Source organism: Enterobacter cloacae complex sp. IR53041 (assembly GCF_049238285.1).
Classification (GTDB): domain Bacteria; phylum Pseudomonadota; class Gammaproteobacteria; order Enterobacterales; family Enterobacteriaceae; genus Enterobacter; species Enterobacter roggenkampii.
Map to the genome: position 1 here is coordinate 61,480 of NZ_JBMKHB010000022.1, position 19,832 is coordinate 81,311.

The 19,832-nt window shown below is 56.4% G+C and carries 19 protein-coding genes; 15 read left to right on the forward strand and 4 right to left on the reverse strand.

Annotation, left to right across the window (positions count from 1 at the left end):
* Positions 1-30 precede the first annotated feature (30 nt).
* On the reverse strand, positions 31-837 hold the full coding sequence (locus ACOTXF_RS16170) for a dienelactone hydrolase family protein (RefSeq protein ID WP_047745944.1): 807 nt from the start codon (positions 835-837) through the stop codon (positions 31-33).
* Between the two features lie 255 nt (positions 838-1,092).
* On the opposite strand from ACOTXF_RS16170, the gene udp reads away from it, so the two are divergent.
* The 9 genes from udp (at position 1,093) to tatD (ending at position 9,004) form a co-directional block, all read left to right on the forward strand.
* Entirely contained in the window at positions 1,093-1,854 is a 762-nt protein-coding gene (gene udp / locus ACOTXF_RS16175) for a uridine phosphorylase (RefSeq protein ID WP_003860792.1), read from the forward strand.
* A 140-nt stretch (positions 1,855-1,994) separates the two neighbouring features.
* Positions 1,995-3,452: a DNA recombination protein RmuC gene (rmuC, locus tag ACOTXF_RS16180; RefSeq protein ID WP_032675628.1), complete on the forward strand. Its 1,458-nt coding sequence runs from the start codon at positions 1,995-1,997 to the stop codon at positions 3,450-3,452.
* A gap of 66 nt (positions 3,453-3,518) precedes the next feature.
* Positions 3,519-4,274, forward strand: a complete 756-nt coding sequence (ubiE, locus tag ACOTXF_RS16185; RefSeq protein WP_008501525.1) for a bifunctional demethylmenaquinone methyltransferase/2-methoxy-6-polyprenyl-1,4-benzoquinol methylase UbiE — start codon at positions 3,519-3,521, stop codon at positions 4,272-4,274.
* Between the two features lie 13 nt (positions 4,275-4,287).
* Positions 4,288-4,893: a ubiquinone biosynthesis protein UbiJ gene (gene ubiJ / locus ACOTXF_RS16190; RefSeq protein ID WP_008501524.1), complete on the forward strand. Its 606-nt coding sequence runs from the start codon at positions 4,288-4,290 to the stop codon at positions 4,891-4,893.
* On the forward strand, positions 4,890-6,530 hold the full coding sequence (gene ubiB, locus ACOTXF_RS16195; protein ID WP_008501523.1) for a ubiquinone biosynthesis regulatory protein kinase UbiB: 1,641 nt from the start codon (positions 4,890-4,892) through the stop codon (positions 6,528-6,530). Before ubiJ ends, ubiB begins: the two co-directional genes overlap by 4 nt.
* A 76-nt stretch (positions 6,531-6,606) precedes the next feature.
* Positions 6,607-6,861: a Sec-independent protein translocase subunit TatA gene (gene tatA / locus ACOTXF_RS16200; protein WP_008501522.1), complete on the forward strand. Its 255-nt coding sequence runs from the start codon at positions 6,607-6,609 to the stop codon at positions 6,859-6,861.
* A gap of 3 nt (positions 6,862-6,864) precedes the next feature.
* Complete coding sequence (gene tatB, locus ACOTXF_RS16205; RefSeq protein WP_008501521.1) at positions 6,865-7,407, forward strand: Sec-independent protein translocase protein TatB; 543 nt, start codon at positions 6,865-6,867, stop codon at positions 7,405-7,407.
* Between the two features lie 2 nt (positions 7,408-7,409).
* Positions 7,410-8,180 (forward strand): Sec-independent protein translocase subunit TatC, encoded by a 771-nt coding sequence (gene tatC / locus ACOTXF_RS16210; protein ID WP_008501520.1) that lies wholly within the window; start codon positions 7,410-7,412, stop codon positions 8,178-8,180.
* Between the two features lie 41 nt (positions 8,181-8,221).
* On the forward strand, positions 8,222-9,004 hold the full coding sequence (tatD, locus tag ACOTXF_RS16215; RefSeq protein WP_234115325.1) for a 3'-5' ssDNA/RNA exonuclease TatD: 783 nt from the start codon (positions 8,222-8,224) through the stop codon (positions 9,002-9,004).
* On the opposite strand, the gene rfaH is transcribed toward tatD, so the two are convergent.
* On the reverse strand, positions 9,001-9,492 hold the full coding sequence (gene rfaH, locus ACOTXF_RS16220; protein WP_008501518.1) for a transcription/translation regulatory transformer protein RfaH: 492 nt from the start codon (positions 9,490-9,492) through the stop codon (positions 9,001-9,003). The genes tatD and rfaH overlap by 4 nt on opposite strands.
* 170 nt (positions 9,493-9,662) lie before the next feature.
* Here rfaH and ubiD point away from each other — a divergent pair, with 170 nt between their 5' ends.
* Both ubiD and fre read left to right on the forward strand, forming a co-directional pair.
* Positions 9,663-11,156, forward strand: coding sequence for a 4-hydroxy-3-polyprenylbenzoate decarboxylase (gene ubiD, locus ACOTXF_RS16225; protein ID WP_008501517.1), 1,494 nt, complete (start codon positions 9,663-9,665; stop codon positions 11,154-11,156).
* Positions 11,157-11,198: 42 nt separating this feature from the next.
* Positions 11,199-11,900 (forward strand): NAD(P)H-flavin reductase, encoded by a 702-nt coding sequence (gene fre, locus ACOTXF_RS16230; protein WP_232927028.1) that lies wholly within the window; start codon positions 11,199-11,201, stop codon positions 11,898-11,900.
* 161 nt (positions 11,901-12,061) lie between these two features.
* On the opposite strand, the gene fadA is transcribed toward fre, so the two are convergent.
* Positions 12,062-13,225 (reverse strand): acetyl-CoA C-acyltransferase FadA, encoded by a 1,164-nt coding sequence (gene fadA / locus ACOTXF_RS16235; RefSeq protein ID WP_047745950.1) that lies wholly within the window; start codon positions 13,223-13,225, stop codon positions 12,062-12,064.
* Positions 13,226-13,234: 9 nt separating this feature from the next.
* Complete coding sequence (fadB, locus tag ACOTXF_RS16240; protein WP_232927031.1) at positions 13,235-15,424, reverse strand: fatty acid oxidation complex subunit alpha FadB; 2,190 nt, start codon at positions 15,422-15,424, stop codon at positions 13,235-13,237.
* 189 nt (positions 15,425-15,613) lie between these two features.
* Between fadB and pepQ the strand changes: the two genes are divergently transcribed.
* The 4 genes from pepQ to hemG are packed head-to-tail and all read left to right on the forward strand — an operon-like array spanning position 15,614 to position 19,606.
* A complete protein-coding gene (pepQ, locus tag ACOTXF_RS16245; protein ID WP_047745954.1) occupies positions 15,614-16,945 on the forward strand; it encodes a Xaa-Pro dipeptidase in 1,332 nt (443 codons plus the stop codon).
* Entirely contained in the window at positions 16,945-17,559 is a 615-nt protein-coding gene (locus ACOTXF_RS16250; protein ID WP_024908007.1) for an IMPACT family protein, read from the forward strand. The genes pepQ and ACOTXF_RS16250 overlap by 1 nt, the downstream gene beginning before the upstream one ends.
* Before the next feature lie 39 nt (positions 17,560-17,598).
* Positions 17,599-19,050: a Trk system potassium transporter TrkH gene (trkH, locus tag ACOTXF_RS16255; RefSeq protein ID WP_023309600.1), complete on the forward strand. Its 1,452-nt coding sequence runs from the start codon at positions 17,599-17,601 to the stop codon at positions 19,048-19,050.
* A gap of 10 nt (positions 19,051-19,060) precedes the next feature.
* Complete coding sequence (gene hemG, locus ACOTXF_RS16260) at positions 19,061-19,606, forward strand: menaquinone-dependent protoporphyrinogen IX dehydrogenase (protein ID WP_045909212.1); 546 nt, start codon at positions 19,061-19,063, stop codon at positions 19,604-19,606.
* The last annotated feature ends 226 nt before the right edge of the window (positions 19,607-19,832 follow it).

A 19,832-nucleotide genomic window follows, 5' to 3' on the forward strand; every position in this document is an offset into this window, starting at 1 on the left:
GGTAAGGCGTAGACGCCACCGGGCTTTTTTTTACGCTTTTTTACCGCCGTACTGGCTGAACCACGCCAGCATTCTCTGCCAGCCGTCTTTGGCTGATTCCGCGTGATAGCTCGGACGATAATCCGCGTTAAACGCGTGCCCGGCATCCGGATACACCACGATCTCCGCCTTCGCATTGGCCGCACGGAGCGCATGGCGCATGGTCTCTACCGAATCCAGCGAAATACCGGTGTCCTGACCGCCATACAGCCCTAATACGGGGGCATTCAGCTCCGTGGCGATATCCACGGGATGTTTCGGTGAATTGAGCGTTTTTTCACCTACCAGTTTACCGTACCAGGCCACAGCGGCTTTAAGCTGCGGGTTATGCGCGGCATACAGCCAGCTGATGCGTCCGCCCCAGCAGAAACCGGTGACCAGCAGACGATGGGGATCGCCCCCGTTGCGCGCCGCCCAGCTGGCGACGTGGTCGAGATCGGCCAGCACCTGCGCATCCGGGACTTTGCTGACCAGGTTGCTGAGCAAGGTGGGAATATCGCTGTAATCGTTCGGATCGCCCTGACGGAAGTAGAGCTCTGGCGCAACGGCCAGATAGCCTTCCAGCGCCAGCCGGCGGCAGAGGTCGCGAATGTGTTCGTGAACACCGAAAATTTCCTGAACCACGATCACGATGGGCAGCGGGCCGTCTGCCGATTTTGGTCGTGCGTGGTAAGCAGGCATGTTCTCTCCCTGCGTGGGAATAGAGGTCTCACCTGCGGCGATGGCATCTTCAGACGTTGAGACGATGGTTGAGGCATGCGGGGCCGCAGCAGGTGCAAAACCGGTTTTTTCAGTCATGGCATTCTCCGTACCAATGAGTTAGCGCAAAGGTAAATATAGACACCAGGTTAACAACTCACAGTGCCTTAAACGGTCTATCTTTTGTGCAGCACCTGACGATATAACTTGTTAATGTGATGCAAATCACTTTTTGATGGAAATTCGATGCAATCATTTTCATTCATGGTGAGATGCGTCACGAAATTATGCTTACTGCTTCTGTAAAGTACCGTTTTACTTCTTCTGACTAACCGACCCACAGAGGAGTCACCTATGTCTAAGTCTGATGTTTTTCATCTCGGCCTCACTAAAAACGATTTACAAGGGGCTACGCTCGCTATCGTCCCTGGCGATCCGGAGCGTGTGGAAAAGATCGCCGCGCTGATGGATAAGCCGGTTAAGCTGGCAGCCCATCGTGAATTCACCACCTGGCGCGCAGAGCTGGATGGTAAAGCCGTGATCGTGTGTTCTACCGGTATCGGTGGCCCGTCTACGTCTATTGCTGTTGAAGAGCTGGCACAGCTGGGCATTCGTACTTTCCTGCGTATCGGTACGACCGGTGCTATTCAGCCGCACATCAACGTGGGCGACGTGCTGGTCACGACCGCGTCCGTGCGTCTGGATGGCGCAAGCCTGCACTTTGCGCCGATGGAATTCCCGGCAGTAGCAGACTTTGAATGTACCACCGCGCTGGTTGAAGCCGCGAAATCCGTTGGCGCCACCACGCACGTGGGTGTAACCGCTTCGTCCGATACCTTCTATCCAGGTCAGGAGCGTTACGACACCTTCTCTGGCCGCGTGGTAAGCCGCTTCAAAGGCTCTATGGAAGAGTGGCAGTCCATGGGCGTGATGAACTACGAAATGGAATCCGCCACGCTGCTGACCATGTGCGCAAGCCAGGGCCTGCGTGCCGGTATGGTGGCGGGCGTTATCGTCAACCGTACTCAGCAGGAAATCCCGAACGCTGAAACCATGAAGCAGACCGAAAGTCATGCGGTGAAAATCGTGGTTGAAGCCGCGCGTCGCCTGATCTAATCCTCTCCTTTCGAAATCAAAGGCCGACACGTTCGGCCTTTATTTTTTGCGTAGCGCCTCGCAGGAAAACCCTTTCAAACTGGACGTTTATACAGCACAATCTTATTTTGTGCGGGTAATACGTTGATGCAGGGGGCATTGTGGATATCTCAGTCCTGATTTATGCGGTGATTGCGCTGGCGGGCGTGGCGATAGGCTGGCTCATTTCCAGCTATCAGCATGCACAGCAGAAGGCCGATCAGCTGGCTGAACGCGAAGAGATCGTCGCCGAATTAAGCGCGGCAAAGCAGCAGCTTGCGCTGAGTGATCACTGGCGAGAGGAGTGCGAGTTACTCAACAACGAGCTGCGCAACCTGAGAGATATCAACACCTCGCTGGAGGCCGATCTCCGCGAAGTGACCACCCGTCTGGAATCCACTCAACTGCATGCGGAAGATAAAATCCGCCAGATGATCAACAGCGAGCAGCGCCTCAGCGAACAGTTTGAAAACCTCGCGAACCGTATTTTTGAGCACAGCAACCGCCGCGTTGACGAGCAGAACCGCCAGAGCCTGAACAGCCTGCTGACGCCCCTGCGTGAACAGCTGGACGGCTTCCGCCGCCAGGTACAGGACAGCTTTGGTCAGGAAGCCCGAGAGCGGCACACCCTGGCGCATGAAATCCGCAATCTCCAGCAGCTGAATGCCCAGATGGCGCAGGAGGCGGTCAACCTCACCCGCGCGCTTAAAGGGGATAACAAAACCCAGGGCAACTGGGGAGAAGTGGTGCTGACCCGCGTCCTGGAAGCCTCTGGCCTGCGGGAAGGGTATGAATACGAAACGCAGGTGAGTATCGAAAACGATGCCCGCTCGCGAATGCAGCCGGATGTGATTGTGCGGCTGCCGCAGGGCAAAGATGTGGTGATTGACGCCAAAATGACGCTTGTGGCGTATGAGCGTTACTTCAATGCGGAGGATGACTACACCCGAGAATCGGCGCTGCAGGAGCACATTGCCTCGGTGCGTAATCATATTCGCCTGCTCGGCAGGAAAGACTATCAGCAGCTACCGGGGCTGCGCTCGCTGGACTATGTCCTGATGTTTATTCCGGTAGAGCCCGCGTTTCTGCTGGCACTCGACAGGCAGCCTGAACTCATCACCGAAGCGCTCAAAAATAATATTATGCTGGTCAGCCCCACCACGCTGCTGGTGGCCTTACGCACCATTGCGAACCTGTGGCGCTACGAGCACCAGAGCCGCAACGCGCAGCAGATTGCCGACCGCGCCAGCAAGCTGTACGACAAAATGCGCCTCTTCGTGGACGACATGTCCTCAGTCGGGCAGAGCCTGGACCGCGCGCAGGATAACTACCGTCAGGCGATGAAAAAACTCGCCTCAGGACGTGGCAATCTTCTGGCGCAGGCCGAATCATTCCGAAGCCTGGGGGTTGAGGTGAAACGCGAGATTAATCCGGAATTGGTTGAACAGGCTACCGCCCAGGATGACGAGTTTCGCCTGCGTGAAGGGGCAGAAGAACAAAAGACAAACAGTGAAGACAATGCGTTAGCGGCCGATTTATCACCGAACGAACCCCCGGCGCGTTTCTTTCGCGGTGGTTGAAACGTAGGGCAATTGCGCCCAATCTGTTACACTTCACGAACATTTTACTGATAAGCAGGCTCTGAGATGGTTGACGATTCACAAGACACAACGCACTTTGGCTTTCAGACTGTCGCCAAAGCGCAGAAAGCTGACATGGTGGCCCACGTATTTCATTCCGTGGCGGCGAAGTACGATGTGATGAATGACCTGATGTCGTTCGGCATTCATCGCTTGTGGAAGCGCTTCACTATCGACTGTAGCGGCGTGCGTCGTGGACAAACGGTGCTGGATTTAGCCGGTGGTACGGGCGATTTAACCGCGAAATTCTCTCGTCTGGTGGGCGAAACCGGGCGCGTTGTCCTCGCCGATATTAATGACTCCATGCTCAAAATGGGCCGCGAAAAGCTGCGTAACATCGGCGTGGTGGGGAATGTGGAATATGTGCAGGCCAACGCCGAAGCGCTGCCGTTCCCGGATAATACCTTTGACTGCATCACGATCTCCTTCGGTCTGCGTAACGTGACCGATAAAGAAAAAGCGCTGCGCTCCATGTATCGCGTGCTGAAGCCGGGTGGACGCCTGCTGGTGCTCGAATTCTCCAAACCGATTATCGAGCCGCTGAGCAAAGCTTACGACGCCTATTCCTTCCACGTGCTGCCGCGCATCGGTGAGCTGGTGGCTAACGACGCGGAAAGCTATCGCTATCTGGCGGAATCTATCCGTATGCACCCGGATCAAGACACCTTAAAAGCCATGATGCAGGATGCTGAATTCGAGAACGTTGAATATTTCAACCTGACGGCGGGTGTCGTCGCGCTGCATCGCGGTTACAAGTTCTGAGTGGAGGTGTCCCGTGCCCTTTAAACCCTTAGTCTCCGCAGGTATCGAAAACGTACTGAATGCCTTTCTCTATCGTGCACCAGCGCTGAAAGCTGCGCGTCAGCGGCTAAACGGGAAGGTATTACGCATTGTTTTAAAAGAGTTCTCGACGCCGCTGGTGCTGGTCTTCAGCGAACGCCAGCTTGACGTTCTGGGGGCGTGGGAAGGTGACGCCGACTGCTCGGTCATCACGCACATGAGCGTGCTGCCAAAACTGCGCGATCGCCAGCAATTAACGGCACTTATCCGCAGCGGTGAGCTGGAAGTGGAAGGCGACATTCAGGTCGTGCAGAACTTCGTTGCGCTTACCGATCTGGCGGAGTTTGATCCGGCAGAGCTGCTCGCGCCGTTTATCGGCGACATTGCCGCGGAAGGCATCGGGAAGGTTCTTCATGGTGGCGCGTCCTTTGCGCGTAAAAGCCTGCTACGTCAGCAACGCTATGCGGCGGAAGTACTGACTGAAGAGTGGCGAATGGCCCCCGGACCGCTGGAAGTGGCATGGTTTGCGGAAGAAACCGCGGCTGTTGAACGTGCGGTTGATGCGTTAACCAAACGGCTGGAAAAACTGGAGGGCAAATGACGCCTGGTGAAATTCGGCGCCTCTACTTCATTATTCGTACCTTTTTGAGCTACGGGCTCGACGAGCTTATCCCTAAAATGCGTATCACGCTGCCGCTTCGTATCTGGCGGCGGATGCTGTTCTGGATGCCTAACCGCCATAAAGGTCAGCCGCTTGGCGAACGCCTGCGCCTGGCGCTGCAGGAGCTTGGCCCGGTATGGATTAAGTTCGGGCAGATGCTGTCGACCCGCCGCGATCTCTTTCCGCCGCACATTGCCGATGAACTGGCGATGCTGCAGGACCGTGTTGCCCCGTTTGACGGGGTGAGGGCTAAGAAACAGATCGAAGAGGCGATGGGTAATCTTCCCGTTGAAACCTGGTTTGACGATTTCGAAATAGAACCGCTGGCGTCGGCTTCTATTGCTCAGGTGCACACTGCGCGTCTGAAAGAAAACGGCAAAGAGGTGGTAATTAAGGTGATCCGCCCGGATATTCTGCCGATCATCAAAGCCGACATGAAGCTGATTTACCGTCTGGCCCGTTGGGTTCCGCGTTTATTACCTGATGGCCGCCGACTGCGCCCGATGGAAGTGGTGCGGGAATATGAAAAAACGCTGATTGATGAGCTTAACCTGCTGCGCGAATCGGCAAACGCTATTCAGCTGCGTCGCAACTTTGAAAACAGCCCGATGCTTTATGTCCCTGAAGTCTATTCTGACTACTGCAGCCAGAACATGATGGTGATGGAGCGTATCTACGGTATTCCGGTTTCGGATGTGGTGGCCCTGGAGAAGCAGGGAACGAACATGAAGCTGTTGGCCGAGCGTGGCGTGCAGGTCTTCTTCACCCAGGTGTTCCGCGACAGCTTTTTCCATGCGGACATGCACCCGGGCAATATCTTCGTGAGCTACGAGCACCCTGAGGATCCGAAGTATATCGGTATCGACTGCGGGATTGTGGGGTCGCTGAATAAAGAAGATAAACGGTATCTGGCCGAGAACTTCATCGCGTTCTTCAACCGCGACTACCGTAAGGTGGCCGAGCTGCACGTCGATTCCGGCTGGGTGCCGCCGGACACCAACGTCGAAGAGTTCGAGTTTGCGATCCGGACCGTTTGCGAACCGATTTTTGAAAAACCGCTGGCGGAAATCTCCTTCGGACATGTGCTGTTGAACCTGTTCAACACGGCTCGCCGCTTTAATATGGAGGTTCAGCCACAGCTAGTTTTACTTCAGAAAACACTACTTTACGTTGAGGGTGTAGGCCGACAGCTCTATCCTCAGTTAGACTTGTGGAAGACCGCGAAACCCTTCCTGGAATCCTGGATTAAGGATCAGGTTGGCATTCCGGCGCTGGTGCGCTCGCTGAAAGAGAAAGGCCCGTTCTGGATAGAAAAAATGCCTGAAATTCCTGAACTGGTTTATGACAGTTTGCGTCAGAGCAAGAACCTTCAGCACAGCATGGATAAAATCGCTCGCGAACTTCAGTCCAGCCGTGTTCGTCAGGGCCAGTCACGCTATCTCTTTGGAATTGGCGCAACGCTGCTGCTGAGCGGTACGCTGCTGCTGATCAACCGCCCGGAGTGGCAGATGATGCCCGCCTGGCTGATGGCCGCCGGGGTGGTTGTCTGGCTTGCCGGATGGCGAAAAACGCGCTGAGTTTGCGTCGCTATCGACAGGTCGCATACGTATAATGCGACCTGACTTATTAATCATCTATCCCTGAGGAACATGTATGGGTGGTATCAGTATCTGGCAATTGTTGATCATTGCCGTCATCGTCGTGCTGCTGTTTGGCACCAAAAAGCTCGGTTCTATTGGTTCCGATCTGGGCGCGTCTATCAAAGGCTTCAAAAAAGCGATGAGCGATGATGAGAGCAAGCAGGATAAAACCAGCCAGGACGCTGACTTTACTGCTAAATCCATCACCGACAAGCAAGAAGAAGCCAAAAAGGAAGACGCTAAACGCCACGATAAAGAGCAGGTGTAAGTCGTGTTCGACATTGGTTTTAGTGAGCTCCTGCTGGTCTTTGTGATTGGCCTGATCGTGCTGGGGCCTCAGCGTCTGCCGGTGGCAGTGAAAACCGTTGCGGGCTGGGTTCGTGCGCTGAGATCGCTGGCATCGACCGTTCAGAATGAACTGGCCCAGGAGCTTAAGCTGCAGGAATTTCAGGAAAGCCTGAAAAAGGTTGAGAAGGCGAGCATGGATAACCTGACGCCGGAACTGAAAGCGTCAATGGATGAGCTGCGCGAAGCGGCGGAATCCATGAAGCGCTCCTATAGCATCAACGATCCTGAAAAAGCGAGCGACGAAGCGAACACCATCCATAACCCGGTGGTGAAGGGCAGCGAAGAACAGCGTGAGGGCGTCACGCCTGCCAGCGCTGAACATCAGGCTGCTGCGCCTGAACAGACGCCGCAGGAAACCGAAGTGAAAAAACAGGTGCAGCCAGAAAAGCCCGTGGTTAACGCTGCCGAGGCAAAACCCGCCGCGCCCGTTTCCGAATCATCCCCCTCGTCGAGTGATAAAGCGTAAACATGGCTGTAGATGATACTCAACCGCTGATTACGCACCTCATAGAGCTGCGTAAGCGCCTGTTAAACTGCATTATTGCGGTTCTCGTTATTTTTCTATGCCTGGTCTATTTCGCCAACGATATCTACCAGGTGGTTTCTGCGCCGCTGATCAAGCAGATGCCGCTGGGCGCAACGATGATTGCAACAGACGTTGCTTCCCCGTTCTTTACCCCCATCAAGCTGACCTTCTGGGTGTCGTTGATTGCCTCTGCGCCCGTCATTCTGTACCAGGTGTGGGCCTTTGTGGCGCCGGCACTGTATAAGCACGAACGCAAGCTGGTCATTCCGCTGCTGGTATCCAGTTCGCTGCTGTTCTATATCGGCATGGCGTTTGCCTATTTCGTTGTCTTCCCGCTGGCCTTCGGCTTCCTGACGCATACCGCGCCGGAAGGCGTCCAGGTGTCGACGGATATCGCCAGCTATCTTAGCTTTGTGATGGCGCTGTTTATGGCGTTTGGCGTGGCATTCGAAGTGCCGGTGGCCATTGTGCTGCTCTGCTGGGTAGGGGTAACCACACCGGATGACCTGCGTAAGAAGCGTCCGTATATCCTGGTCGGCGCCTTCGTGGTCGGCATGCTGTTGACCCCGCCGGATGTATTCTCCCAGACGCTGCTGGCCATACCGATGTACTGCCTGTTTGAGGTCGGTGTCTTCTTCTCACGTTTCTACGTGGGTAAAGGGCGTCGGTCGGATGACGAAGACGATACCTCCGACAAGACCACTGAAGAGTAAAACCAGCCGCCCGTCAGGGCGGTTGTTATATGGGGATTCGCATGTTTGATATCGGACTCAACCTGACCAGCTCGCAGTTTGCGAAAGATCGTGATGAGGTGGTTGCGCGCGCGTTTGCCGCTGGGGTGAAAGGGCTGCTGCTGACGGGCACCAACCTGCATGAGAGCGTGCAGGCACAGCAGCTGGCGCAACGCTACGAACGCTGTTGGTCTACCGCTGGCGTGCATCCTCACGACAGCAGCCAGTGGACCCCGGAAAGCGGGGAAACCCTGCGCAGGCTGGCGAAGAGACCAGAAGTGGTGGCGATTGGCGAATGCGGCCTCGATTTCAACCGTAACTTTTCCACGCCTGAAGAGCAGGAAAAGGCATTCACTGCCCAGCTTGCGCTGGCGGCAGAGCTTGAAATGCCCGTATTTATGCACTGCCGCGACGCGCATGAGCGTTTCCTGGCGCTTCTGGAACCGTGGCTCGAGAAACTGCCCGGCGCGGTGCTGCACTGCTTCACCGGCTCAAGGCAGGAGGCGCTGGAGTGCCTGGAACGCGGGCTTTATCTGGGCTTTACCGGCTGGGTTTGCGACGAGCGCCGCGGGCTTGAGCTTCGGGAGCTGCAACCCGCGATCCCGGCTGACCGGTTGCTCCTTGAAACGGATGCGCCCTATCTGCTCCCGCGCGATATGCAACCCAAACCGGCATCGCGACGCAATGAGCCCGCTTATCTGGGGCACATAGTTGAGCGCGTCGCGACGTGGCGCGGAGAGGATCCGCACTGGCTTTCCGCACAGACGGATGACAACGTGCGTAATCTGTTTGGGATAAACGTTTAAAGTTTGCGGAAGTCGGTGTTTTTAACGCTCTGCAGCACCTGCTTGTTCAGCAGATTAAGCAACAGCATAGAGCGCGCTTCCCCGTCCGGCTCGGCAAAAATCGCCTGCAGGCCTTCGAAAGCCCCTTCGGTAATCACGACGCTATCGCCCGTGTAGGGCGTTTCCGGGTCGGTAAGGTCTTCGGGCTGCTGATAAATCGACAGCTGGTGGATGACCGATGAGGGAACCGTCGCGGGGTGAGCGCCGAAGCGTACAAAATGGCTGACGCCGCGCGTGGCGCTGATGGTGGTGGTGTGGATCACCTCCGGATCGAACTCCACGAACAGGTAGTTCGGGAACAACGGCTCGCTAACGGTTGTGCGCTTCCCGCGCTGCATTTTTTCAAGCGTGATCACGGGCGTCAGGCAATTGACTGACTGACGTTCAAGATGTTCCTGCGCGCGCTGAAGTTGCCCGCGTTTGCAATACAGTAAATACCAGGCCTGCATAATCACTCTTTCCCTTAGTTCGGGGCGCAAGCATATCAAAACCCTGGCGGGATCGCTAAGTTGATTATAATGGGCGAAAATGGGACAGAACGCATAACTTCACGCTAATTTAACAAAATTACAGCATCAAGCAGTCTTACGCCGTATAATGAAGCGCTTACAGAGAGGCCATGATTAACTGCATGAAATACCACGATCTCCGCGACTTCCTGACGCTGCTGGAAAAGCAGGGTGAACTCAAACGTATAACACTTCCTGTTGATCCTTATCTGGAGATGACAGAAATTGCTGACCGCACCCTGCGTGCCGGTGGCCCCGCATTACTGTTTGAAAATCCGAAAGGGTACGCCATGCCGGTGCTGTGCAACCTGTTTGGTACACCGCGTCGCGTCGCACTGGGGATGGGGCAGGAAGACGTCACGGCCCTGCGCGAAGTCGGTAAGCTGCTGGCCTTCCTGAAAGAGCCGGAGCCGCCGAAAGGCTTCCGCGATCTGTTCGACAAGCTGCCGCAGTTTAAGCAGGTGCTAAACATGCCCACCAAACGCCTGCGCGGCGCGCCCTGCCAGCAGAAGGTGCTGGAAGGCGATGCGGTTGATTTGACTAAAATCCCTATCATGCAGTGCTGGCCGGAAGATGCCGCGCCGCTGATCACCTGGGGACTGACCGTCACGCGCGGTCCGCACAAAGAGCGCCAGAATCTTGGTATTTACCGCCAGCAGTTGATTGGCAAGAATAAGCTCATCATGCGCTGGCTGTCGCATCGCGGCGGCGCGCTCGATTTCCAGGAGTGGTGTGCTGCGCGTCCGGGTGAACGTTTCCCGGTGTCTGTCGCGCTCGGCGCCGATCCGGCCACCATTCTCGGGGCCGTCACGCCCGTACCGGATACGCTCTCGGAATATGCCTTTGCAGGCCTGCTGCGCGGAACGAAAACGGAAGTCGTGAAGTGTATCTCAAACGATCTCGAAGTTCCGGCCAGTGCAGAAATTGTGCTGGAAGGTTACATTGAGCAGGGTGAACTGGCGCCAGAAGGCCCTTACGGCGACCACACCGGCTATTACAACGAAGTGGATAACTTCCCGGTGTTTACCGTGACGCACATTACGCAGCGTGAAGATGCGATTTATCACTCCACGTATACCGGGCGTCCACCGGATGAACCGGCAGTACTGGGCGTGGCGCTGAATGAAGTGTTTGTGCCGATCCTGCAAAAGCAGTTCCCGGAAATTGTTGATTTTTACCTGCCGCCTGAAGGATGCTCGTATCGCCTGGCAGTGGTCACGATGAAGAAGCAGTATCCTGGTCACGCGAAACGCGTGATGATGGGCGTGTGGTCTTTCCTGCGCCAGTTTATGTATACCAAATTTGTTATTGTCTGCGATGATGACGTTAACGCCCGCGACTGGAATGACGTAATCTGGGCTATTACCACGCGAATGGACCCGGCGCGCGATACGGTGTTAGTCGAAAACACGCCGATAGATTACCTGGATTTTGCCTCGCCGGTTTCCGGCCTTGGCTCAAAAATGGGACTGGATGCCACAAATAAATGGCCTGGCGAAACCGATCGTGAATGGGGTCGCCCGATCAAAAAAGATCCTGCTGTGACCGCGCGCATTGATGCGATCTGGGACGAACTGGCCATAATGAATAACGGTAAACCCTGAGCTGACCGTTAAGCCCTATAGACTTCCCGACAGAGAGAGCGAATGACAACCTTAAGCTGTAAAGTGAACTCGGTAGATGCCATCACCGACACCGTATATCGCGTCCGTTTAGCGCCAGAAGCGCCATTCTCTTTCCGCGCGGGTCAGTATCTGATGGTCGTGATGGATGAGCGTGATAAGCGTCCTTTCTCTATGGCCTCAACGCCAGCGGAGCAGGAATTTATTGAGCTTCATATTGGTGCGTCAGAGCTTAACCTGTATGCGATGGCCGTCATGGACCGCATTCTGAAAGAGCGCGAGATCGTGGTGGATATTCCGCACGGTGATGCGTGGCTGCGCGATGATGAAGACCGTCCGCTGATCCTGATTGCCGGTGGTACAGGCTTCTCCTACGTGCGCTCTATTCTGTTGACCGCACTGGCGCGTAACCCGGAACGTGATATCACCATCTACTGGGGCGGCCGCGAAGAGAAGCACCTGTATGACCTGTCCGAACTCGAAGCGCTGAGCGTCACCCATCCTAACCTGCGCATTGAGCCGGTGGTTGAGCAGCCGGAAGAGGGCTGGCGCGGGCGTAGCGGTACGGTACTGACGGCAGTGCTGCAGGATCACGGTACGCTGGCAGGACATGACATCTATATTGCAGGGCGTTTCGAGATGGCGAAAATCGCCCGCGATCTGTTCTGTAACGAACGTGATGCGCGTGAAGACCGCCTCTTTGGCGATGCGTTTGCCTTCATTTAAATAAAAAACCCGCCCCTGACAGGCGGGAAGAACGGCAACTAAACTGTCTCTTTTCGCCAGTGACACGACTGGCGGCGAGGTACCTCTCGTAGGCCGGGAAAGCGCAGCGCCTCCCGGCAAAAGCCCGATGGCGCGATGCTTATCGGGCCTACGTTATAGCCTTACACTCTCTCAAACACCGTCGCGATACCCTGACCCAGACCGATACACATCGTTGCCAGACCAAACTGGGCATCTTTGCGTTCCATCAGGTTGATCAGCGTCGTGCTGATACGCGCCCCGGAACAGCCCAGCGGGTGTCCGAGGGCGATCGCGCCGCCGTTGAGGTTAATCTTCTCGTCGATCTGCTCCATCAGCCCCAGATCTTTAATGCACGGCAGGATCTGCGCGGCGAACGCTTCGTTCATCTCAAAGAGATCGATGTCGCTGGCGGTTAAGCCCGCTTTTTTCAGCGCCAGCTTTGAAGCCGGAACCGGGCCGTAGCCCATGATCGACGGATCGCAGCCCACGACCGCCATCGAACGTACCCGAGCACGAGGCGTTAATCCCAGCTCGCGGGCGCGACTTTCGCTCATCACCAGCATCGCGGCGGCGCCGTCGGACAGCGCCGACGAGGTCCCTGCCGTGACCGTACCGGTGACGGGGTCAAACGCCGGACGCAGGGTGGAAAGCGCTTCGACGGTGGTTTCCGGGCGAATGACTTCATCGTAGCTGAACTGCTTCACAACGCCGTCTGCATCGTGGCCGCCGGTCGGGATGATCTCGTTCTTAAAGGCACCGGACTGCGTGGCGGCCCAGGCGCGAGCGTGAGAGCGCGCGGCAAAGGCATCCTGCATTTCGCGGCTGATGCCGTGCAGGCGGGAGAGCATCTCGGCGGTCAGGCCCATCATCCCCGCAGCTTTCGCCACGTTGCGGCTCATCCCCGGGTGGAAATCGACCCCGTGGCTCATCGGGACGTGACCCATGTGCTCGACGCCGCCCACCAGGCAGGCCTGCGCATCGCCGGTCATGATCATGCGGGCCGCATCATGCAGCGCCTGCATTGACGAACCGCACAGGCGGTTAACGGTGACGGCCGGAACCGAATGCGGGATCTCCGCCAGCAGCGACGCGTTGCGGGCGATGTTGAAGCCCTGCTCCAGGGTCTGCTGCACGCAGCCCCAGTAGATATCGTCCAGCGCAGCCGGATCCAGCGCCGGGTTACGCGCCAGCAGGCTACGCATCAGGTGCGCGGAGAGGTCTTCCGCACGCACGTTACGGAACGCGCCGCCTTTTGAACGGCCCATCGGGGTGCGAATCGCATCAACAATGACAACCTTTTCCATTGTGACTCCTTAAGCCGTTTTCAGCTCGCCAACCGGACGGGCTGGCTCAACTGCGGGATAGTAGGGTTCGTTATGGCGCGCTTTATTACGCAGCCCTTCCGGCACTTCATACAGCGGGCCGAGGTGCTGATACTGCTGGGCCATATCGAGATAGCGGGCGCTGCCGAGCGTGTCCAGCCAGCGGAACGCGCCGCCGTGGAACGGAGGGAAGCCGAGGCCATACACCAGCGCCATGTCGGCTTCTGCCGGGCTGGCGATAATGCCTTCTTCGAGGCAACGCACCACTTCGTTAATCATCGGGATCATCATCCGGGCGATGATTTCATCGTCGGTGAAGTCGCGTTTTGGCTGACTGACGTCGGCCAGCAGGCCATCCACCGCCGGATCTTCTTCTTTCTTCGGTTTGCCTTTGCTGTCTTCTTTATAGCGCCAGAAGCCCAGGCCGTTTTTCTGACCGAAGCGGTTAGCGTCGAACAGCGCGTCAATGGCGTCGCGATAGTCTTTCTGCATGCGCTGCGGGAAACCTGCCGCCATCACCGCCTGGGCGTGGTGGGCGGTATCAATGCCCACAACGTCCAGCAGATGCGCCGGGCCCATCGGCCAGCCGAACTGTTTTTCCATCACTTTGTCGATTTTGCGGAAGTCCGCACCGTCGCGCAGCAGCTGGCTAAAACCGGCGAAGTAAGGGAACAGCACGCGGTTGACGAAAAAGCCCGGGCAGTCGTTAACGACGATCGGCGTTTTGCCCATCTTGCTGGCCCATGCCACCACTTTGGCAATGGTGTCGTCTGAGGTTTTTTCCCCGCGGATCACTTCGACCAGCGGCATACGGTGTACCGGGTTGAAGAAGTGCATACCGCAGAAGTTTTCCGGACGCTTCAGCACGCTCGCCAGTTCGCTGATGGGGATGGTGGAGGTGTTAGAGGCCAGCACGGTATCCGGGCGAACCTTGTCTTCCGTTTCCGCCAGCACCGCTTTTTTCACTTTCGGATTCTCGACGACGGCTTCGACCACCACGTCGACACGGTCGAAACCTCTGTATTCCAGCACGGGCTGAATGGTGGAGATCACGCCTGCGAGCTTCAGTCCGTCAATTTTTCCGCGTTCCAGCTGTTTATTCAGCAGCTTGGCCGCTTCGGTCATGCCCAGCGTCAGGGATTTCTCGTTGATGTCTTTCATCACTACCGGCACGCCTTTCCAGGCCGACTGGTAGACGATGCCGCCACCCATAATGCCCGCGCCGAGTACCGCCGCATGTTTTGGCGTCTCAACGTTTTTGGTCAGCTGTTTGGCTTTCCCTTTTACGAACTGATCGTTGAGGAAGATACCGACCAGCGCGCGAGCCTCATTGGTGTGCGCCAGCGGGACAAAGCTCTGATTTTCGAGCTTTAGCGCTTCATCGCGCCCGAAACGGGCAGCCGCTTCAATGGTTTTCACCGCCGCGATCGGCGCCGGGTAGTGTTTACCCGCCGTCTGCATCACCATGCCTTTGGCGATGGTGAAGCTCATGGTGGCTTCAATCTTGCTGAGCTTTAACGGCTCCAGCTTCGGCTGGCGTTTGGCCTTCCAGTCGAGCTCGCCGTTAATGGCCTGACGCAGAATGGCGAGTGCGCCTTCAACAAGCTTCTCCGGTTTCACGACGCCGTCGACCAGGCCAATTTTCTGCGCCTGTTCTGCGCTGACGTCTTTACCCGCGGCAATGATCTCCAGCGCGCTGTCGGCGCCCAGCATGCGCGGCATACGGACGGAGCCGCCAAAGCCCGGCATAATGCCCAGCTTGGTTTCCGGCAGGCCGATGCGCAGATCCGGCGTCGCCAGGCGGTAGTCGGTCGCGAGCACGCACTCACAGCCGCCGCCCAGCGCGTAGCCGTTAACGGCAGAAATGGTCGGGACAGGCAGATCTTCCAGACGATTAAAGACGCTGTTAGCAAAGTGCAGCCACTGGCTCAGCTGTTCTTCAGGCACCAGGAAGAGCGAAAGGAATTCGGTGATATCGGCACCGACGATAAAGGCCGCTTTGTTCGAGCGCAGCAGCAGCCCTTTTAATTCAGTTTGTTTTTCCAGAACATCCAGCGCCTGGCCAAGACTGGCCACCGTCGCGGTATCGAGCTTATTGACTGAGCCGGGGGCATCGAACACGAGTTCGGCAATGCCATCTTCCAGCCAGTTGAGGTACAGGGTGTCGCCTTTGTAGAGCATGTCAGTCTCCTGAATCCAGCAATTGGATCTGGTCATACCAGATGAATCGGAGTGTGGGATTTATGTTAATAAAATGCAAATTACTCATTAAGAAATTGCTGCATTGATCACGGTCGGTGGAAATCACGCAGGCGGAGTGAGGTGTGCTAAGATGCGATGACTTGAGGTCAAAAAACGAAAGGAATAATGATGGACTCACTGGCTTCGCTTTATAAAAATCATATCGTTACCCTACAGGAACGTACCCGCGATGTACTGGCCCGCTTTAAGCTGGATGCGCTGCTGATCCACTCCGGCGAGCTGATGAATACCTTTCTGGATGACCACGCTTATCCGTTCAAGGTGAACCCACAGTTTAAGGCGTGGGTGCCGGTGACGCAGGTGCCCAACTGCTGGCTGCTGGTGGATGGCGTGAACAAGCCGAAACTGTGGTTCTACCTGCCGGTCGATTACTGGCACAACGTTGAGCCGCTGCCGACCTCTTTCTGGACGGAAGAGATTGAGGTCATTGCGCTGCCAAAAGCGGACGGTATTGGCGGCCAGCTGCCTGCCGCACGTGGCAACATCGCCTATATTGGCCCTGTTCCGGAGCGTGCATTGGGCCTGGATATTGCGGCAGACAAACTCAACCCGAAAGGGGTGCTGGATTACCTCCACTATTACCGCGCGTACAAAACCGACTACGAACTTTACTGCATGCGTGAAGCGCAAAAGACCGCGGTGAACGGTCACCGTGCGGCGCATGAAGCCTTCCAGTCCGGCATGAGCGAGTTCGATATCAACCAGGCGTACCTGACCGCCACCGGTCATCGCGATACCGACGTGCCGTACAGCAACATTGTCGCGCTCAACGAGCACGCGTCCGTCCTGCACTACACCAAACTGGATCACCAGGTTCCGTCGGAAATGCGCAGCTTCCTGCTGGACGCAGGGGCAGAGTACAACGGCTACGCGGCCGACCTGACCCGCACCTGGGCGGCGAATGCGGACACCGAGTTCGCGCAGCTGATCAAAGACGTGAACGATGAACAGCTGGCGCTGATTGCCACCATGAAGGCGGGCACCAGCTATGTGGATTACCACATCCAGTTCCATCAGCGCATCGCCAAACTGCTGCGTAAGCACCAGATTGTGAAAGACATGAGCGAAGAGGCGATGGTCGAGAACGATCTGACCGGGCCCTTCATGCCGCACGGCATTGGTCACCCGCTGGGCCTGCAGGTGCACGACGCTGCGGGCTTTATGCAGGATGATACCGGTACGCACCTGGCGGCACCGTCTAAATATCCTTACCTGCGCTGCACCCGCATTCTGGAACCGCGCATGGTGCTGACGATTGAACCGGGGATCTACTTTATCGAATCCCTGCTGGCGCCGTGGCGTGATGGCCAGTTCAGCAAGCACTTCAACTGGGAAAAAATTGACGCGCTGAAGCCGTTTGGCGGTATTCGTATCGAAGATAACGTGGTGATTCACGAAAACGGTATCGAGAATATGACGCGAGACCTGAAGCTGGCCTGATGGAAAGCTGGCTAATACCGGCTGAACCGGTCACCTTTGTTGAGGAAATCAAGAAAAGCCGCTTTATTACGCTGCTGGCACATACCGACGGCGTAGAGGCGGCAAAAGCGTTTGTCGAGTCCGTCCGGGCTGAGCATCCTGACGCCCGTCACCACTGCGTGGCGTGGGTAGCAGGGCCGCCGGACGATTCGCAGCAGTTGGGGTTTTCCGATGACGGTGAACCGGCGGGCACGGCCGGTAAACCCATGCTCTCCCAGCTAATGGGCAGCGGCGTGGGCGAAATAACCGCCGTGGTGGTGCGCTACTACGGCGGCATTTTGTTAGGCACCGGTGGGCTGGTTAAAGCCTATGGCGGGGGCGTGCAGCAGGCGCTTAATATGCTGGTCACTACCCGCAAAACGCCGCTTACCGAATATACTTTATTATGCGATTACGCCCAGCTATCGGGTATTGAAGCGCTGCTGCGGCAGTTTAACGGTGTCATCGCACACAGTGAATATCAGGCAATGGTGCAATTACGCGTGGCGCTTCCTCAGGCGGAACTGGCTGCTTTTTCAGCAAAACTCGCTGATTTTAGTCGTGGTTCGTTGCAATTGCTGCCGATTGAAGAATAATCCCCACCTCACTTTTGAATACCAAAGGAAGCGGCAGAGATGCATTTTCGTGCCATAACCCGAATCGTTGGACTGCTGGTCATACTCTTTTCCGGGACGATGATTCTCCCTGGACTGGTGGCGCTTATCTACCGGGACGGCGCGGGGCGGGCATTTACCCAGACCTTCTTTGTCGCGCTGGCGATCGGCTCCCTGCTGTGGTGGCCGAACCGTCGTCAGAAAGGTGAACTGAAATCTCGCGAAGGCTTTCTGATTGTGGTCCTGTTCTGGACGGTGCTGGGGAGCGTCGGTTCGCTGCCCTTTATCTTCTCTGAACAGCCTAACCTGAGCATCACGGATGCCTTCTTTGAATCCTTCTCCGGCTTAACGACGACCGGGGCCACGACGCTGGTGGGGCTGGATTCGCTGCCGCACGCGATTCTCTTTTATCGCCAGATGCTGCAGTGGTTTGGCGGTATGGGGATCATCGTCCTTGCGGTGGCCATCCTGCCGATTCTGGGCGTCGGGGGGATGCAGCTCTATCGCGCCGAAATGCCAGGACCGCTGAAAGATAACAAGATGCGGCCGCGTATTGCCGAGACGGCGAAAACCCTGTGGCTGATTTATGTCTTGCTGACGGTAGCCTGTGCGCTGGCGCTATGGTTTGCCGGGATGCCTGCGTTTGATGCTATCGGACACAGTTTTGCGACGATTGCCATCGGCGGGTTCTCCACCCACGATGCCAGCGTGGGCTATTTCGACAGCCCAACGATTAACACTATCATTGCCATTTTCCTGCTGATTTCCGGCTGTAACTACGGCCTGCACTTCTCTTTACTGAGCGGGCGCAGCCTGAAGGTGTACTGGCGTGACCCTGAGTTCCGCATGTTCATTGGCGTCCAGCTGACGCTGGTGATCATCTGTACGCTGGTGCTGTGGTTCCATGATGTCTATAACTCCGCGTTGACCACGCTAAACCAGGCCTTCTTCCAGGTGGTGTCGATGGCGACGACCGCCGGGTTTACCACGGACAGCATCGCCCGTTGGCCGCTGTTCCTGCCGGTGCTTCTGCTCTGTTCCGCGTTTATCGGCGGCTGTGCGGGGTCGACGGGCGGTGGTCTGAAGGTGATCCGTATTCTGCTGCTGTTCAAGCAGGGCAACCGTGAGCTGAAGCGTCTGGTCCACCCGAACGCGGTCTACAGCATCAAGCTGGGGAACCGCGCGCTGCCGGAACGTATCCTCGAAGCGGTGTGGGGATTCTTCTCGGCGTATGCGCTGGTCTTTATCGTCAGTATGCTGGCGATTATCGCGACGGGAGTGGATGATTTCTCCGCCTTTGCGTCCGTCGTCGCAACATTGAATAACCTCGGGCCTGGCCTGGGCGTGGTGGCGGATAACTTTGCCAGTATGAACCCTGTCGCGAAATGGATCCTCATTGCCAATATGCTGTTTGGTCGTCTTGAGGTCTTTACGCTGCTGGTGCTGTTTACCCCTACATTCTGGCGCGAGTAAGGAGCCGTTGATGAAAACACTGATTCTTTTCTCTACGCGAGACGGGCAAACGCGTGAGATTGCCGCCTATCTGGCATCTGAACTCAAAGAGCTGGGGATTTACTCGGATGTGGTAAACCTGAACCGTGCGGATCAGATTACCTGGCAGGATTACGATCGCGTGGTGATTGGTGCATCTATTCGTTACGGGCATTTCCATCCGGCGCTGGATCGCTTTGTGAAAAAGCATACGGCGAAGCTTAATACGTTGCCCGGCGCGTTCTACTCGGTCAATCTGGTCGCGCGTAAACCCGAGAAGCGCACGCCGCAGACCAACAGCTACACGCGCAAGTTTTTACTCAACTCGCCGTGGCAGCCAGAACTGTGCGCCGTCTTTGCCGGCGCGCTGCGCTACCCTCGCTACCGTTGGTATGACCGCTTTATGATCCGTCTTATTATGAAGATGACGGGGGGCGAAACCGACACGCGTAAAGAAGTGGTTTATACCGACTGGTCGCAGGTAGCCAGTTTTGCGCGAGAAATCGCACATTTAACGGGCGATTCGCGACATAAATAAGCGTTAAGTTTGAAAAGTGAGCGAACGAAAAGTTTTTTGTATTTTGTGCTTGTCACTTCAGAATAACTCCCTATAATGCGCCTCCACTGACACGGAACAACGGCACACACGCCGCCGGGTCAGCAGAGAAAAGCGAAAATAAACGCTTGACTCTGAAGCGGGAAAGCGTAATATGCACACCCCGCGCCGCAGCGAAAACGAAGCGGCACTGCTCTTTAACAATTTA